Below are 15,996 nucleotides of genomic sequence, written 5' to 3' on the forward strand. Positions count from 1 at the left end.
AGTTACGGCTCAGACTCCGGCGTACGAATGCTTGCCGCTGACGAAGATGTTGACGCCGTAGTAGTTGAAGAGGAAGCACGCGAAGGCGATCAGCGCGATGTACGCGGCCTTGCGGCCCTTCCAGCCGGCCGTGGCGCGGGCGTGCAGGTAGGTGGCGTAGGCGACCCAGGTGATGAACGCCCAGGTCTCCTTGGGGTCCCAGCCCCAGTAGCGGCCCCACGCGTCGCCCGCCCAGATCGCGCCCGCGATGATCGTGAACGTCCACAGCGGGAAGACGGCCGCGTTGACGCGGTACGAGAACTTGTCGAGGGACGCCGAGGCGGGCAGGCGCTCCATGACGGAGGTCGCGAAGCTGCCGGGCTTGCCGCCGGACGCGAGCTTGTTCTCGTACGAGTCCTTGAAGAGGTACAGGATCGTGGCGACCGCGCCCACGTAGAAGACGGCACCGCAGAGGATCGCCGTGGAGACGTGGATGTACAGCCAGTACGAGTGGAGCGCCGGGACCAGCTGGTCGCTCGCCGTGTACAGGACGGTGACCGCGAGGCCGAGGTCGAGCAGGACGGACGTCACCAGGGGCAGGCCCAGCCAGCGGATGTCCTTCTTCAGCGCGAGGAAGACGAGGTAGACGCCGACGGCCGTGGTGGAGAAGGTCAGGTTGAACTCGTACATGTTGCCCCACGGCGCCCGCTGCACGGACAGCGCGCGGGCCAGCACCCCGGCGAACTCGACGAGGAACGCGACGACCGTGAGGGACACGGCGATCCGCCCGTAGAGGTCGCCCTGCTCGTCCCCGCCATGGGCACCGGGCCCGTCCGGCACGTCCCGGGCCCCGGCCGCGGCCCGTACGACGACCTTCGGCCGCTCCAGTACGGCGGTCCCGCCTGCCTTCTGGACGGTCACCTCCGGCGCCTTCGCACCGGCCGCCCCGGCCGGCTTCGCGGTGAGCGCGGCGGCCGTACGGCTGACCTTGCTGCGGCTGCCGAAGATCCACTCGGCGATGTAGGTGAAGAAGGCCAGGGTGTAGACGGCCATCGCGGAGTAGATCAGCGTGTTGCTGATGTTCGCGAGGTTCTCGTTGGTCGCGGCGGCGAGAGATTGCATTTACTTCTCAGCCCCTTCGGCAGGTACGACTTTGGGGTCGGGGGTATCGGAGTCGGGGTCGGGACTGGCATCAGGCACGCCCGGCGCCTGGTCGTACAGGATTCCGGCGAGTTCGCCGAGTTCCTCGGGCACCTTCGCGGACTCGCTGCGGCCGAGGCCGCCCAGCTCGACGACGGTCACGCCGTCGGAGCCGCGCACCGCCCGCACCCACACCCGTCGGCGCTGGATGAACAGGGAACCGGCGAGGCCGAAGATGGCGACGATCGCGCCGGCGAGCGCCCAGCCGCTGGCGGGCTGCCGGGTGACCTGGAAGTTGGCCCACTCCTGGGTGCCCTCGTAGGTGACCGAGCCGGCGCCGTTCGGGAGGGTCATGGTCTCGCCGGGCTTCAGGTTCTCCCGTACTTCCTTGCCCTTGGCGTCCTTGAACACCTTCATGTGGCTCTTGTCGAGCTGGTACACGCTCTGCGGGATGCCCGCGTTGACCCCGAGGTCGCCGTGGTAGCCGATCAGGTTCAGCACCGGGTTGTCGAGCGCCGGGAACTGCGAGGCGATCTCGTTGCCCGGCACGTAGGTCGGCAGGAAGAAGGCCTGGAAGCCGAGCTGCTCCTCGACGCCCTTGGCGTTGCGGTAGCCGTCCATGACCTTGATGGCGCCGGAGGAGGTGACGTTCGAGTCGAGCGGCAGCAGCGCCACGGGCTGGCTGTAGACGACCTTGCCCTTGCCGTCGCGGACGGTGATGACGGGCGCGTAGCCGTGGGCGGTGAGGTAGACCTTCGAGTCGCCGATCACCAGCGGCTCGTTGACCTTGATGGTGCGCTTCTGGTCCTTGCCGTACGCGCCCACGCTGTAGTTGACGTCGGCCTCGTACGTGCGCGGCGTACCGCGGTTGGGCCCGGACACCTCGTACGTGCCCTTGAAGTCCTTCAGGGTGAAGCTGAAGGGGTCGAGGTCGTCGGTGTCGAAGAGGGTGCCCGACTTGAAGTCGTCGTACTGGGTGAGCGTGTTGGAGAAGCCGTCGCCTTCGAGGATCAGCTTGTTGCCCTCGGACTTGTACAGCTGGCCCCAGGCGAAGGCGGTCAGCATCACGATCAGCGCGATGTGGAAGGCGAGGTTGCCGACCTCCCGCAGATACCCCTTCTCGGCGGCGACCGCGTCCCCGGCGATGGGGGCACCTCCCGCGTCCTTAAGACTGTGGGGGAGGGCGCGGAAACGCCGCTTCCTCAGCAGGACGAGGGCCGCCTCACGCACCTGCTCGGGCTCGGTCTCCGTACGCCACGTCGTGTAGGCGGGCAGCCGGGTCAGCCGACGGGGCGCGCCCGGCGGGCGGCTGCGCAGCTGGCCCACGAACTGCCAGGTGCGGGGCACGATGCAGCCGATGAGCGAGATGAAGAGAAGGATGTAGATCGACGAGAACCAGACCGAGCTGTAGACGTGGAACAGTCCGAGCTTGTCGTAGATCGGCCCGAGGAAGTCGTGCCGCTGCATGAAGTCGGCGACCTTGGTCTCATCGGTCCCCGACTGCGGGATCAGCGAGCCGGGGATCGCCCCGAGCGACAGCAGGAACAGCAGCAGCAGCGCGACCCGCATCGAGGTGAGCTGCCGCCAGAACCAGCGGAACCAGCCGATGACACCCAGGGCGGGCACACCCGGCGCCTCCTCCTGGGGGGCGGTGGACAGCTGGGAGCCGGCGGCGCCGAGTTCCTGCTCGTCGCTCTTGCTGTCGGCGGTGGTGTTGCTCATGGATCAGATCCCCACAGTGAAGCCGTTGGACCAGGTCTGCATCTCCTGCACAAGACGGTCCCACGCGCCGGTAAGGAGCAGGACACCGGTCAGGATCATCATCGTGCCGCCGATGCGCATGACCCAGACATAGTGGCGCTTGACCCAGCCGAAGGCACCGAGCGCCTTGCGGAAGGCGACCGCCGCGAGCACGAAGGGCACACCGAGGCCGATGCAGTAGGCGACCGTCAGGATGGCCCCGCGTCCGGCGCTGGCCTGGTCGAAGGCGAGGCTGTTGACGGAGGCGAGGGTCGGGCCGATGCAGGGCGTCCAGCCGATGCCGAACAGCGCGCCGAGGACGGGGGCGCCGAGCAGCCCGCTCACCGGCTTCTTGTGGAAGCGGAACTCGCGCTGGGTGAGCCAGGGCATCATGCCCATGAAGAAGACACCCATGAGGATCATGAGCACGCCGAGCACCTTGGACAACGTGTCCTGGTGCTCCTGGAGCGTCTGCCCGAAGTACCCGAACAGGGCGCCCGTGGACACGAACACGGCGGTGAACCCGAGCACGAAGAGCGAGGCCCCGGCGACCATCCGCCCCCGGCGGGCCTCGCCGAGATCGGTACCGGTCACGCCCGTGACGTACGACAGATAACCGGGTACGAGGGGCAGCACACAGGGCGAGAAGAAGGAGACGAGGCCGCCGAGCAGGGCGATGGGGAGGGCCAGTATCAGGGCGCCGTTCAGCACGGTCTGGTTGGCCTCGGGCACGGAGGCGGCCAGCGTCAGCGCACCGGTGATGCCGGACACGTCACTTCTCCGCGAGAACGGGCTTGAGCATCTTGCGGAGGTTGTCCTCGCTGAGCGCCTGGAGCGTACGGGCCGCGATCTTCCCCTGCCGGTCGAGGATCAGGGTGGAGGGGATGGCCTGCGGGTTGAGCGTGCCCTTCTTGAAGCGGAGCATCAGCTTGCCCGTCGGGTCGTACAGACTCGGGTACGTGACCCCGTACTGCTTCTCGAAGGCGACCGCCGGACCGGTGCTGGTGTCACGGGTGTTGATGCCGACGAACTGGACGCCCTGGTCCTTGAGATCGGCGGAGACGGCGACGAAGTTCTTCGCTTCGAGCCGGCAGGGCCCGCACCACGAACCCCACACATTGATGACGACGACCTTGCCCTTGTAGTCGGCGACGTCGAGCTGCTTGCCGTCGATGGTCGGGCCGGAGAGATCGGGGGCGGCGACCCGCTCGCCCTTGGCGACGGTGGCGATGCCGTCGGTCCCGGTGACGAAGTTGGTGTCGCCCGAGCCCCCGGACGTACCACCGGAACCGCACGCGGTCAGGGCGAACGCGGAGGCGACGACCGTGGCGGTGAGCGCCATGGCCCTGCGGCTACTGACATGGCCACGGGGACGGTTCGAGGAGAGGGGGGCGCGGCTGGCGGCACTCATGTGAAAAGTTTCGCATGTCCGTTCCGAGGATCTTGCGCACCCCCCTTGCGGGCGTAAACCCGCATTTCAGGCGGCGTTTCCGGTGCTCGACGCGGAGGCCGTCCCGGCAGCCTTCCCGGCATCGGCGAGGAACTCCTTCCAGCCACCCACCGGCTGCGTCCCGACATCGAGGGTCCGCAGCTTCTCCAGCACCTCGGGCTTCTGTACGTCCATCCAGTCGACGTACTGCCGGAACGAGACGAGCCTGATGTCCTCACCCTTCCCCTTCTCCCGCGCGATGTGCTTGAGGGCGGCCTCGACGGCGTCCATGTAGATGCCGCCGTTCCAGTGCTCGAAGTGGTTGCCGACGAAGAAGGGGGCGCGGTTCGTCTCGTACGCCCGCTGGAAGCCGGCGATGTAGGCGCCGGCCGCCTGCTCGCGCCAGGCCGGGTAGTTGTAGGCGGGCGCGTTGGTCGAGTTGATCGACTGGTTGGCGAGCATGTTGTAGTCCATGGACAGGACCTCGAACTGGCGGCCGGGGAAAGGTATCGCCTGGAGGGGCAGGTCCCAGACGCCGTTCGTCTTCGTGGGCCAGACCTGCCGGCCGCCGGGCGAGGAGGCGTCGTAGCGCCAGCCGAGTTCACGGGCGGTGGGCAGCAGGTTGTCCTGCCCGAGGAGACAGGGCGTACGACCGCCGATCAGCTCCTTGTCGTAGTCGAAGGGGAGGGCCGGGAGGTCGGTCCACCCGGTGTTGGTGCGCCACTCCTTCACGAACCCCTTGGCCTGGTCTATCTCGCTGCGCCACTGCTGGGGCGTCCAGTTGGCGACGGTGCCGTGGCCGGAGCAGAAGTGGCCGTTGAAGTGGGTGCCTATCTCATGGCCGTCGAGCCAGGCCTGGCGGACGTTGGTGAGGGTCGCCTTGACGTGCTCGTCGGTGAGGTAGCCGATGTCGGAGGCGCCGGGGGCGTTGTTCGGCGGGAGGTACTTGCGCTTCTGCGACTCGGGGAGGAGGTAGAGCCCGGAGAGGAAGAAGGTCATGTGGGCGCCGTGCGTCCTGGCGAGTTCCAGGAAGCGCGGGAAGAGGCCGTTGCCGACTTCCCCCGCTCCGTCCCAGGAGAAGATCACGAACTGGGGAGGGGTCTGGCCGGGCTCCAGCGGTACGGGCTTGGCGGGCTGGTGGGGCTGCTTGCCGGTGAAGGAGGTGGAGCCGTCACCGATGGGCTTGGCGATGGAGGTGGCGGTGGGCGACGGCTTGCCGGAAGGTCGGCCGTCACTGGAACCTCCGGACCCTCCCGACCCCTCTTGCAGGACGGTTCCGCAGCCGGCGGTACCGAGCGCTGCGGCGGCCCCGAGACCGAGGCCGAGCGCACCTCGCCGGCTGAAGCCGGCGGCACCCTTCTTGACGTGCATGTGTTCCCCATCCGTCGTACCCGCTGGTGGTCACCCAGTCAGAGGGCACGACGAATGGGGAGGTTCCTCCTGTTGTCACGCAGTTCGGAACAATTGCAACAACTGTGTCACTACGCCCCGAAGGCCTTGTCCTTCCCCTTCACCGGCTTGGCGCCGGCGAGGAGATGGGCCGGGACGAGATCGCGGGCGGGCTCGCTGTACCCGACGGACACGATCTTGTCGCCGCGGTAGGTGAAGCTGGTGAGGGAGGCGAGCGTGCACTGCCGCTTGCGCGGGTCGTGCCACAGCCGCCGCCGCTCGACGTACGAGCGCACGATCCAGATCGGCAGCTGGTGGCTGACGAGCACGGCCTCGTGCCCACGGGCGGCGTCCTTGGCGGCGTCCAGCGCCCCCGTCATCCGTACGACCTGATCGACGTACGGCTCCCCCCAGGACGGCTTGAACGGGTTGACCAGGTGCTTCCAGTTCTCGGGCCGCTTGAGGGCGCCGTCGCCGACGCCGAAGGTCTTGCCCTGGAAGACGTTGTCGGCCTCGATGAGCCGGGCGTCGGAGGCGAGGTCGAGCCCGTGCGCCTTGGCGATGGGGGTCGCGGTCTCCTGCGCGCGCTCCAGCGGGGAGGCGCAGACGTACGTGACATCGCGGGAGGCGAGGTGCTCGGCGACGCGGTCGGCCATACGGCGCCCGAGTTCGGAGAGGTGGTAGCCGGCGAGCCGTCCGTACAACACCCCGTCGGGGTTGGCGACTTCGCCGTGCCGCATGAGGTGGACGACGGTGATGTCGGACTCGTTGGAGCCGGTGCTCTGGTTGCTGCTGTCGTTGCTGATGTCGCTCATGCTGCCGTGGCCTCCGCCGCCGCACGGGCCGCCGCCGGGAGGGCGTCGGCGATTTTCTGGATGGCCCGCTCGTCGTGCGCGGTGGAGACGAACCAGGACTCGAAGGACGAGGGCGGGAGGTAGACGCCGCTCGCCAGCATGGAGTGGAAGAACGCGGTGAAGCGGAACGACTCCTGCGCCTTGGCGCCCTCGTAGTCGCGCACCGGCCGGTCGGTGAAGAACACGGAGAACATGTTGGAGGCGTTCTGCACGGTGTGCGCGACGCCCTCCTTGCTCAGCGCGTCGGAGACCAGCGCCTGCACCTGCGCGGAGACGGCGTCGACGGTGACGTACGCGGCCTCGTCGAGCAGCCGCAGCTGGGCGAGCCCGGCGGCGGTGGCGACGGGGTTACCGGAGAGGGTGCCGGCCTGGTAGACGGGCCCGGCGGGCGCGAGATGGGCCATGACATCGGCACGCCCACCGAAGGCGGCGGCGGGGAACCCACCACCCATGACCTTCCCGAAGGTCATGAGATCGGGCCGTACGCCGTCGATCCCGAACCACCCGCTACGACTGGTACGGAACCCGGTCATGACCTCGTCGGAGACGTAAAGCGCACCGTTGGCGGCGCACGCGTCCTTGAGCCCCTGATTGAAGCCGGGCAGGGGCGGTACGACGCCCATGTTGCCCGGGGAGGCCTCGGTGATCAGGCAGGCGATCTCGCCGGGGTGCGCGGCGAAGGCGGCGTGCACGGCGTCGAGGTCGTTGTAGGGGAGCACGATGGTGTCGCCGGCCTGGGCGCCGGTGACGCCGGGGGTGTCGGGCAGCGCGAAGGTGGCGACACCGGAGCCGGCGGCGGCGAGGAGCGAGTCGACGTGACCGTGATAACACCCGGCGAACTTGATCACCTTGGCGCGCCGGGTGAACCCACGAGCAAGCCTGATCGCGGACATGGTGGCCTCGGTCCCACTGGACACGAGCCGCACCTGCTCAAGGGGGTCGATCCTGTCGACCATCTCCTCGGCGAGAGCGACCTCCCCCTCCCCCGGCGTACCGAAGGAGGTGCCGCGCGAGACGGCGTCCTGGACGGCGGCGATGACCTCGGGGCGGGAGTGGCCGAGGATCATCGGCCCCCAGGAGCAGACGAGGTCGACGTATTCACGCCCGTCGGCGTCGGTGAGATACGGGCCACGCCCCGACACCATGAACCGGGGCGTACCCCCTACGGCACGGAAGGCACGCACCGGCGAATTGACTCCGCCGGGTGTGACGGCCGTCGCACGGTCGAAGAGGCCCTGCGAGACGGGCGCTTCATATGAATAGGGCAACCCACTAGCCATCCCGCTGGCTGCCCCGCTAGACATTTCGCTAGACGTTTCGCTCATGACCTGCGACTTCTCCGACTTCTCGGACTCCGGTTGCCAGTGACCCCCTCAGGGTAGGCGGCCGGACAGCGGCCCGTCGGCCCCACCCGTCTGCGAAACTGGGACCGAACACACACAGGGACACTCAGAGACACATGGCCCATCGGCCCGTACATACGAACGATGGGTGCACGATGAGCGGACGACGGTGTTCAGAGGCTGCGAAGATCCTGCGGACAGGTGTTTCAACGCACGTTTCGGCGGGCGGACGTGGGGGAGGTCACTGACACGATGATCGGGTTGCGCGGAGGGGTTCGCGCGTCCTAGAAAAGCAGTCGGGTGGAGATATGCATCGCGGTGGCGGACTGGGCGAGGGGACCGACGGCCTGGGTCCTCGACGTGCGCAGCGGGGAAGGCACCGACGCGACGCGGAGGAAGCGGCAGCGGCAGAAGCGGCACGGCATGGACAGGGAACGGGTCCTGGGCAGGGCCCGGGATCGAACGGTGTGCCCGAGGGCCTCGACCGGAGGGTCGAGCGGCTCCGGGCGGCGAGCGGGAATGGTGGTCGGGTGGGGGTGACGTACAAATACTTCGGCGCGCCGGACGGCGCCACGGCAGCCCGCGTCCCGATCTCGATGCGCCCCGAGGAACTCGGCGGCGACGAACTCGGCATGAACGGCATGTTCACCAAGATCAAGCCCGAAACGATGGCCGCGATGGTCCTCACGGGCATCGAGGGCGTCCCCCTCAACAAGGTGCCACCGCTGGAACTGGTCGTGCTGCACCCGGACTACGCGGTGGTGAAACTCCCCATGACGGTCGTCGACCCGTTGCGGGGCATCGGCGAGGAGGCGGTGGGCGCGGCGGCGTTCATCTGGTCGACGGTGCCGGACCGGGGTGGGCCTCGGGATGCGTTCAATGTGTACCAACTGCTGCATGAGTGGCAGGACTTCAGCCATCGGCTGCATGAGGCGGGGCATCAGCCTTATTGCCTTGTGTGGCCGTGAGCTGCGGGCTCGTGGGCAGGTAGTAGTGGGCGGGGCTTGCGGGTCCCGCCCTTGTTGTGTGCCTGCCTTTTTGTGCCCGAGTGTCGCTACCGTGCCCGATCTTCACCTTCCGGCCTGGGAGCCTGCGGCTTGCGGTGCTTGCCGGTGCCCGAACCGAGCGGCGCACAGGAAGTCTTCGCACGCGCCGCCGAGCACGTGGTGGAGTTCACCGACACCCTGCTGGACACAGCCGCCACCACAGGTAGCACCGGCGCGCTGGTGGCCGCAGTAAGGGCCTGCGAACTGATCGACCGGGTTCGACAGCGGAAGGGGCCCCGTCGGTGATGAGGATCTCCGAAGACTCAAAATCGAACGCTAGGGCAGCGCCAAGCTGTTGTCGGGGGTCAGGCCGCTGAGCTTTTCGGGGTTGACCTGGAAGCGCAGGTTCTGGATGCGGCCGTCGACGAGGTCGAACGAGAGGGCGCCGACGGTGTGGCCGTCGAGGGTGGCTATGACGCCGAGCTCGCCGTTGATGACGGCCGGCTCCATGGTCAGGGCGGCCAGTTCGGGCTTCGCCAGGAAGCCCATGAGCCAGCGCGCGACGCGGTCGGTGCCGTGGAGGGGGCGGCGGGCTGCGGTGACCTTGCCGCCGCCGTCGGACCAAGCGGTGACCTCGGGGGCGAGCAGTTCCATGACGGCGTTCAGGTCGCCGCCCGCGCAGGCCGCCAGGAACCGGGTGGTGACCTGTCGGCGTCGGGTCTGGTCGGCGTCGAAGCGGGGGCGGCGGGCCTGGACGTGCTCGCGTGCGCGGTGGGCGATCTGGCGGACTGTCGGCTCGGGACGGTCGAGGGTCTCGGCGATCTCGGCGTGCGAGTAGCCGAAGACCTCGCGGAGCAGGAAGACGGCGCGTTCGACGGGGCTGAGGGTTTCCAGGACGACCAGCATCGCGGTGGAGACGCTGTCGGCCAGTTCGGTCTCCACGGCGATGTCGGGGGAGGTCAGCAGGGGCTCGGGGAGCCACGGCCCGACGTAGGTCTCGCGGGTCGCCCGTGCGGAGGTGAGGCGGTTCAACGAGAGGTTGGTGACCGTGCGCACCAGGTAGGCCTTGGGGTGGCGGATCGCGTCGCGGTCCGCGGTGCTCCAGCTCAGCCAGGTGTCCTGGAGGACGTCCTCGGCGTCGGTGACGGTGCCCAGCATGCGGTAGGCGGTGGCGAACAGGAGCCTGCGGTGTTCGATGTACGGGTCCTGCTCGTCCCTGGCGTCGACCATCGGCTCATGCTGCCAGCGCCGTAACCGGGGCGGCAAGGCCCGGGATCACGGCGCTGGGAGCCGATGTGCCCGTCATACCGCGGGCTTGCGGGTGGCGCGGCCGCCCTTGGAGACGATGGTGGTGACGTTCATGCGCTTGCTGAACCGGTAGGTCGTGAGCGGGCTGCCGCTGACCATCTCCTTGTACGCGACGGCGATCCGGCCGGTGAGGTGCGTGCGGCGGGGGGTTTCGTCGGCCCTGGTGAACTGGATGACGGCGTCACGGCGGCCGAGACTGACCGGTTGGTGGAAGTAGCCGAAGCGGAACGGCTTGACGGCCTTGCCGCGCACGAGCCGCGCGATGGTGTCGGCGGTGTACTGGGCGGTGGGCAGGCCGCTCTGGCAGGTGCCGTGGATCTGCCCCCAGGCCAGACGGACGGCGGCGGCGTCGCCGATGGCGTGGATCTCCGGGTGGGAGACCGAACGCAGGGTGGCGTCGACCAGGATGAGGCCCCGGTCGTCGGTGGCGATCCCGGCGTCGGCGGCGAGCGGCGACACCTTGACGCCGGTGGTCCACAGGCAGGCGTCGGAGCGGACGAGCCGGCCGTCGGCCAGTTCGACCGCGTCGGGCAGCACCTTGGTGACGCGGGCGCCGGTCTCAAGAGTGACGCCGAGGCGGTCCAGCGCGTCGTGGAGGTGGGCGCGGGCCTTGGGACCCATCATGCCGCCGGGCTCGTCCAGGCTGATCAGCGTGACGTTCAGGCCGGGGTGGCTCTCGGCGATCTCGGTGGCAGCCTCGATGCCGGTCAGGCCGCCGCCACAGACGGTGACCGTGCCGCCGGACGCGGCGACCTCGGTGAGGCGCGCGGCAAACCGACCGGCGGTCTGCGGGTTGTTGAGGGTGAACGCGTGGGTGTCGGCGCCGGGGACCTTGCCGGTGTCGGTCGAGCTGCCCAGCGCGTAGACGAGCGTGTCGTACCCGAGGGTCTCGGCGCCGTCGACGGTGATCTGCCGGGCCTCGGCGTCGATGGAGGTGGCGGCGCCCTGGACGAACGTGACGCCGGTCCCGGCGAGCAGGTCGGGGATCCGGTGGTCGGCCAGCTCCTGACCGGCGGCGATCTGGTGCATCCGCAGCCGCTCGACGAACCGGCTGGAGGGGTTGACCAGGGTGATCCTCACGTCGGTCCGGCGGGTGCGGTGGGCCAACCGGATGGCGCTGAACAAGCCCGTGTAGCCGGCGCCGAGGACGACGATGCGGTGGTCGTTGTTCATCGGATCTCCCAAGGTCGGGCACCGGCTTCGGTGCCGGTGACGCCCATGGGACAAGCGACCCGCACCGCACGTGACAGGTCGCCGATGTGGGCTGCATCACACCAGAAGCATCGTTGGCATGCCGCCAAGAATCCGTCGGCTGACTCGCTGTACCGGGACCGGGACCGGGACCGCGGCGCGGGACCGGTCGACGTCAGTCACCAGATCGGGCGAGGTCAGGTCAGGTCAGGTCACCGGATCGAGGAACGTCAGCACCGAGGCGTCCTCCTCGATCAGCGGGGTGAGGGCGGCGTTGAACGGGCCGCCGTACGGGGCCTTCAGGTGTGTCTGGAAGGCGTCCTCGTCGCGGTACACCTCGAAGATCCAGAAGGCGCGTGGGGCGGCCGCCTTGGTGTAGACGTCGAAGGCGAGGTTGCCTTCCTCCTCGCGGACCTTCAGGGCGTAGTCGCCGATCAGGCGGGCGACCTCGTCCTCAGTGCCCTCGCGGGCGGTGAACTCGGCCAGCAGGGTCTTCTTCACGGTTTCGTGTCCTTGTCCGTTGCGGGTGTCACTCGTGGGCCGAGTCGAGCTGCCAGACCACGGCCTCGTCCAGCTTCGCCGAGCCGTTCTCGGCGAAGATCTGCACTCCCTCGCCGGCGGGGTCGGGGAAGATCTGGTCGGTGATGACGGCCTCGCCGTTGCCGCCGAAGACCTCGACGGATGACCAGTCGACGAGGATCCGCAGCTTGACCTTGCCGTTCTCGGCCTTCAGGGGTGCGGTCTGGACGCCGGGGAAGGTGCTGTTGAAGTCGACGGCGCCGGAGTGGGTGCGGTCGACGTACAGCTCCTCGGTCGTGGTGTCGTAGCCGATGACGGTCTCCTCGCCGTTGGCGCCTGTACGTACCTTCAGGCCGAAGCGGTCGGCGTCCGCGAGGGAGAAGGTCGCCTCGATGTCGAGGGCCTTGCCCTGGACCGCGGGGTCAGACAGGGGCTGAGAGGTGTTCGTGACGGTGACACCGGCCGCGGTCGCCGGGGGCTCCTGTCGCAGGGACGTCACGCTGTTCACCGGCTCGCTGGTCAGCCGGATCCGGCCGTCGACCGTACGGAGGGCCATCTCCCGGGGGACGCTCTGCGCACCGCGCCAGGGGGAGGTGGGGACGGCGCCGCCGTAGTCCCAGTTGTTCATCCAGCCGATCATGTACCGCTTGCCGTCCGGCGCGTCCTCCCAGGACACCGCCGCGTAGTAGTCCTTGCCGTAGTCGGCCCAGTCGGCGCGCTGGACGACGGACTTGGCGGCGGTGTCGGCGGTGGTGAACCGGTCGGCGAGGACGTGGCCCCAGCCTGCGGTGTTCATGTCGACGAGCTGGATCCGCGCCTGCTTGCCCGCGTAGGGGCGCAGGTCGAAGGAGGCCCAGTCCAGGGTCTCGCTGTCGGAGCCGGTGGCGCTGCGGACGGCCTGACCGTCGACGATCAGATTGACGGAGGTCTCCTGGGAGCCGGGCCGGGCCTCGGTGTCGGACAGCACGATCTGGTCCGCGTTGATGTGGCCCCAGCCGCCGGTGTTGTTGTCGACCACCCTGATCCGCGCCTTCTTGCCCGCGAGGTCGCTGACGTCCCAGGCGGCGGTCTCGAGTGCCTCGGCGTCCTTTCCGGTGGCACTGCGCACGACCTGGCCGTCGACGAGGAGTTCGAGGGCGGTGGGGTTGGCCGAGTCTGCGGGGTGGTTGCCGCCGCCGATGAGGAAGTTGACGTATCGCTTGTCGAGGGTGAACTCGGGGGAGGTGAGGGTGCCGGTGGTGCCATCGCCGTTCAGGAAGGTGTCGACCAGGCCGCCGCCCTGGAACCCGGAGACCTGCTGCTGGCCGGGGAGGGTGCCGGTGGCCGGTGCCTGGCCGAAGGCGTCGCCGGTCGTCGTCCAGTCGCCGTAGGTACCACCCTCGAAGTCGGCGAGGACCTTCCCGGGCCGGTGCGGGTGCCGGCCACCGCCGATCTTGAAGTTCAGGTAGGGGCTGTCGACCGTGAAGGAGGGCGAGGTGAGGGTGCCGGTGGTGCCGTCCCCGGAGTGGAAGCTGTTGGCGAGGCCGTCGCCGTCGAAGCCGGAGACGGCCTGCTGCCCGTCGAGCGTCCCGGCTGCCGGTCCCGGGCCGAACGCGCTGCCCGTGGTCGTCCACGTACCGAAATCCGTGCCCTCGAAGTCCTGCACCACCGTGCCGGTGGGCGGGACGTACGGGCCCTTGTCCTCGGCGGTGAACCTCGTGCCGTCGAAGTCGCCGACGAAGTACTGGGCGGCCGAACCGCCCGCGATACCACCGGGGTTGATGTTCACGACCAGGACCCACTTGGTCTTCGTCTCGTCGCCGTCGACCGCGAGGGGGAACAGATCCGGGCACTCCCACACCCCGCCCGTCGCACCCGCCGGGCCGAACTCGCTCTGAAGCTGCCAGTCCTTGAGGTTCTTCGACGAGTAGAACCGCACCTTGTGCTCGGCGGACATCGACACCGTCATCAGCCAGCTGTTCGTCGGCGCGTACCACTGGACCTTCGGGTCGCGGAAGTCCCTGGAGCCGATGTCGAGGACGGGACTGCCCTGGTACTTCGTCCAGGTACGGCCGCGGTCGGTGCTGTAGGCGAGCGACTGCGCCTGGATGCCCGTCGTGCTGTTGTGGCTGGTGTAGATCGCCACCATGGCCGGGTTCTCCGTCGTGCCGAAGCCGGTGGTGTTGTCCCGGTCGACGACCGCGCTGCCGGAGAACACCATCTCGTTGTCGTCGTACGAGAGGGCGAGCGGGAGTTCCGTCCAGTGCACGAGGTCCGTGCTGACCGCGTGGCCCCAGGACATGTCTCCCCAGGAGTTGCCGTTGGGGTTGTACTGGTAGAAGAGGTGGTATTCGCCCTGGTAGTACACGAGGCCGTTGGGGTCGTTCATCCAGTTCTTCTCCGGCGTGAAGTGGAACTGGGGCCGGTAGGTCTCGGAGTACGGCGGGGTGTCGGCGGCCACGGCCTGGGGGGCGAGCGGGGCTGCGGACAGGGCGCAGACCGTCGCCACGGCCGCGATCATCCGTGTGCGGGCATGCCGGGACACATGTGCAGCGCTCATGGGGTCTCCTGTGCTGCGGCCGTCCGGGCAGCGAGGCCCGCTGCCCGGCGCGGATCCGGCCGCTGAAGTAGCGCCTCGCCGGTGCCGTCGTCCCACGGCACCGGCGAGGCGAGGAGTGTCATCGTTGACTTGAGTCATCGATGACATCGAGTGGCCCGATGATGAAGGCAATCCGGCCGGTGCGTCAACGGTTCGGCCACGACGGCCTGTTGAGCGGCACGCTCGCCCGTCAGGCGCGGTCGGCCGTCAGGCGCGGTCGGCCGCGGGTGTTTGCCAACTTGTGATGAGCACGGGGCATTGACGTCTCCGGGAGACGGAGTCCATCATCCTCGCCAGGCAGTGTCAACGATGACATAAGTCAACGATGACACTCCGGGGCGGTGTGCTCTGATCCCACTTCCGTGCCGCTCGCTATCCCACAGGAGCCGATGATGTCTCGTACCACTCGCCTGTCCTCCTCCCTCCTCAGAGTCGCCGCCGTCTCGGGCGTCGCGGCCCTCACCCTGACGGCCTGCGGGTCCGGCTCCGGATCGGGCTCGTCGAGTTCCGGCTCGGGCGAGGTCAAGGTCGGTCTGATCACCAAGACCGACACCAACCCGTTCTTCGTGAAGATGAAGGAGGGCGCGGAGAAGGCCGCCAAGGAGAACGGCGTCCAACTGTCCACCGCGGCGGGCAAGTTCGACGGGGACAACGCCGGGCAGGTCACCGCCATCGAGAACATGGTCGCCGCCGGGGTCAAGGGCATCCTGATCACCCCGAGCGACTCCAAGGCGATCGTGCCCGCGATCGAGAAGGCCCGCGCCAAGGGCGTCCTGGTCATCGCCCTGGACACCCCGACCGAGCCGGAGAGCGCGGTCGACGCCCTCTTCGCCACCGACAACCTCAAGGCCGGCGAGCTGATCGGCGAGTACGCCAAGGCCGCGATGGCGGGCAAGACGGCGAAGATAGCCGCGCTCGACCTCGCGCCGGGCGTCTCCGTCGGCGTCCAGCGCCACGACGGTTTCCTGAAGGGCTTCGGCGCCACCGACAAGGACGTCGTGTGCGCCCAGGACACGGGCGGCGACCAGGCCAAGGGCCAGACGGCGATGGAGAACTGTCTCCAGAAGGAACCCGACATCAACGTCGTCTACACCATCAACGAGCCGGCCGCGCTGGGCGCGTACACCGCGCTGAAGGCCAAGGGTCGGGAGAAGGACGTACTGATCGTCTCCGTCGACGGCGGCTGCACCGGTACCCAGGCCGTCAAGGACGGCAAGATCGCCGCGACTTCGCAGCAGTATCCGCTGAAGATGGCCGCGGAGGGTGTCAAGGCGGTTGTGGCTTACGCCAAGGACGGTACGAAGGCGTCCGGTTACACCGACACCGGGGTCACGTTGATCAGTGACAAGGCGCAGGACGGGGTGGCGTCGAAGGACACGGCTTATGGCCTGGAGAACTGCTGGGGCTGAGCGGGGCGCTCCGCTGGGGGGGGCGCGGTGTTTGGCTGCGGGTCCGGTGGGGGCTGGTCGCGCCCGCGCGGCGGAGCCGCATATCGACACAGCCCCGCGCCCCTGTCGGGGGCGCTGTCGCGCCACCCGAC

At 68.7% G+C, this 15,996-nt stretch carries 14 protein-coding genes; 3 read left to right on the forward strand and 11 right to left on the reverse strand.

Going from position 1 to position 15,996, the window contains the following annotated elements; all coding sequences use genetic code 11:
• Positions 1-9 precede the first annotated feature (9 nt).
• The 7 genes from ccsB to hemL all read right to left on the reverse strand — a co-directional run bounded on the left by ccsB (position 10) and on the right by hemL (position 7,811).
• Entirely contained in the window at positions 10-1,101 is a 1,092-nt protein-coding gene (ccsB, locus tag OG787_RS19145; RefSeq protein WP_405535834.1) for a c-type cytochrome biogenesis protein CcsB, read from the reverse strand.
• Complete coding sequence (locus OG787_RS19150) at positions 1,102-2,841, reverse strand: cytochrome c biogenesis protein ResB (RefSeq protein WP_405535835.1); 1,740 nt, start codon at positions 2,839-2,841, stop codon at positions 1,102-1,104. It abuts the gene before it with no gap.
• A gap of 3 nt (positions 2,842-2,844) precedes the next feature.
• Positions 2,845-3,621, reverse strand: a complete 777-nt coding sequence (locus OG787_RS19155; RefSeq protein WP_369034488.1) for a cytochrome c biogenesis CcdA family protein — start codon at positions 3,619-3,621, stop codon at positions 2,845-2,847.
• 10 nt (positions 3,622-3,631) lie between these two features.
• Positions 3,632-4,270, reverse strand: coding sequence for a TlpA family protein disulfide reductase (locus tag OG787_RS19160; RefSeq protein WP_405535836.1), 639 nt, complete (start codon positions 4,268-4,270; stop codon positions 3,632-3,634).
• Between the two features lie 66 nt (positions 4,271-4,336).
• Positions 4,337-5,659, reverse strand: coding sequence for a hypothetical protein (locus tag OG787_RS19165; protein ID WP_405535837.1), 1,323 nt, complete (start codon positions 5,657-5,659; stop codon positions 4,337-4,339).
• Positions 5,660-5,769: 110 nt separating this feature from the next.
• The gene (locus tag OG787_RS19170) at positions 5,770-6,492 is read right to left on the reverse strand and encodes a histidine phosphatase family protein (protein ID WP_369034426.1); all 723 of its coding nucleotides are present in this window, start codon (positions 6,490-6,492) and stop codon (positions 5,770-5,772) included.
• Entirely contained in the window at positions 6,489-7,811 is a 1,323-nt protein-coding gene (hemL, locus tag OG787_RS19175; protein WP_369034425.1) for a glutamate-1-semialdehyde 2,1-aminomutase, read from the reverse strand. The genes OG787_RS19170 and hemL overlap by 4 nt, the downstream gene beginning before the upstream one ends.
• A 593-nt stretch (positions 7,812-8,404) precedes the next feature.
• Between hemL and OG787_RS19180 the strand changes: the two genes are divergently transcribed.
• Positions 8,405-8,842, forward strand: a complete 438-nt coding sequence (locus OG787_RS19180) for a hypothetical protein (protein WP_019061278.1) — start codon at positions 8,405-8,407, stop codon at positions 8,840-8,842.
• A gap of 144 nt (positions 8,843-8,986) precedes the next feature.
• Positions 8,987-9,166, forward strand: a complete 180-nt coding sequence (locus OG787_RS19185) for a hypothetical protein (RefSeq protein WP_405535838.1) — start codon at positions 8,987-8,989, stop codon at positions 9,164-9,166.
• Positions 9,167-9,196: 30 nt separating this feature from the next.
• Here OG787_RS19185 and OG787_RS19190 read toward each other — a convergent pair whose 3' ends face one another.
• From OG787_RS19190 to OG787_RS19205, 4 genes are all read right to left on the reverse strand, one after another.
• Positions 9,197-10,090, reverse strand: a complete 894-nt coding sequence (locus OG787_RS19190; RefSeq protein WP_405535839.1) for an RNA polymerase sigma-70 factor — start codon at positions 10,088-10,090, stop codon at positions 9,197-9,199.
• Positions 10,091-10,162: 72 nt separating this feature from the next.
• Positions 10,163-11,341 (reverse strand): NAD(P)/FAD-dependent oxidoreductase, encoded by a 1,179-nt coding sequence (locus OG787_RS19195; protein ID WP_405535840.1) that lies wholly within the window; start codon positions 11,339-11,341, stop codon positions 10,163-10,165.
• A gap of 225 nt (positions 11,342-11,566) precedes the next feature.
• Positions 11,567-11,860, reverse strand: a complete 294-nt coding sequence (locus tag OG787_RS19200) for a putative quinol monooxygenase (protein WP_405535841.1) — start codon at positions 11,858-11,860, stop codon at positions 11,567-11,569.
• Between the two features lie 28 nt (positions 11,861-11,888).
• Positions 11,889-14,417 carry a GH32 C-terminal domain-containing protein gene (locus OG787_RS19205; protein ID WP_405535842.1) on the reverse strand — a complete coding sequence of 843 codons (2,529 nt, stop codon included), beginning with the start codon at positions 14,415-14,417 and terminating at the stop codon, positions 11,889-11,891.
• A gap of 431 nt (positions 14,418-14,848) precedes the next feature.
• Here OG787_RS19205 and OG787_RS19210 point away from each other — a divergent pair, with 431 nt between their 5' ends.
• Positions 14,849-15,865 (forward strand): sugar ABC transporter substrate-binding protein, encoded by a 1,017-nt coding sequence (locus OG787_RS19210; protein WP_405535843.1) that lies wholly within the window; start codon positions 14,849-14,851, stop codon positions 15,863-15,865.
• The last annotated feature ends 131 nt before the right edge of the window (positions 15,866-15,996 follow it).

This window comes from Streptomyces sp. NBC_00075 (assembly GCF_045041225.1).
Lineage (GTDB): Bacteria > Actinomycetota > Actinomycetes > Streptomycetales > Streptomycetaceae > Streptomyces > Streptomyces adonidis.

Excerpts from the sequence above, each read along its gene's own strand:
- OG787_RS19210 (WP_405535843.1), top strand. The coding sequence starts at position 14,849 with ATGTCTCGTACCACTCGCCTGTCCTCCTCCCTCCTCAGAGTCGCCGCC.
- OG787_RS19160 (WP_405535836.1), bottom strand. The coding sequence starts at position 4,270 with ATGAGTGCCGCCAGCCGCGCCCCCCTCTCCTCGAACCGTCCCCGTGGC.
- OG787_RS19190 (WP_405535839.1), bottom strand. The coding sequence starts at position 10,090 with ATGGTCGACGCCAGGGACGAGCAGGACCCGTACATCGAACACCGCAGG.
- OG787_RS19165 (WP_405535837.1), bottom strand. The coding sequence starts at position 5,659 with ATGCACGTCAAGAAGGGTGCCGCCGGCTTCAGCCGGCGAGGTGCGCTC.
- OG787_RS19150 (WP_405535835.1), bottom strand. The coding sequence starts at position 2,841 with ATGAGCAACACCACCGCCGACAGCAAGAGCGACGAGCAGGAACTCGGC.
- OG787_RS19170 (WP_369034426.1), bottom strand. The coding sequence starts at position 6,492 with ATGAGCGACATCAGCAACGACAGCAGCAACCAGAGCACCGGCTCCAAC.
- OG787_RS19195 (WP_405535840.1), bottom strand. The coding sequence starts at position 11,341 with ATGAACAACGACCACCGCATCGTCGTCCTCGGCGCCGGCTACACGGGC.
- ccsB (WP_405535834.1), bottom strand. The coding sequence starts at position 1,101 with ATGCAATCTCTCGCCGCCGCGACCAACGAGAACCTCGCGAACATCAGC.
- OG787_RS19205 (WP_405535842.1), bottom strand. The coding sequence starts at position 14,417 with ATGAGCGCTGCACATGTGTCCCGGCATGCCCGCACACGGATGATCGCG.
- hemL (WP_369034425.1), bottom strand. The coding sequence starts at position 7,811 with ATGGCTAGTGGGTTGCCCTATTCATATGAAGCGCCCGTCTCGCAGGGC.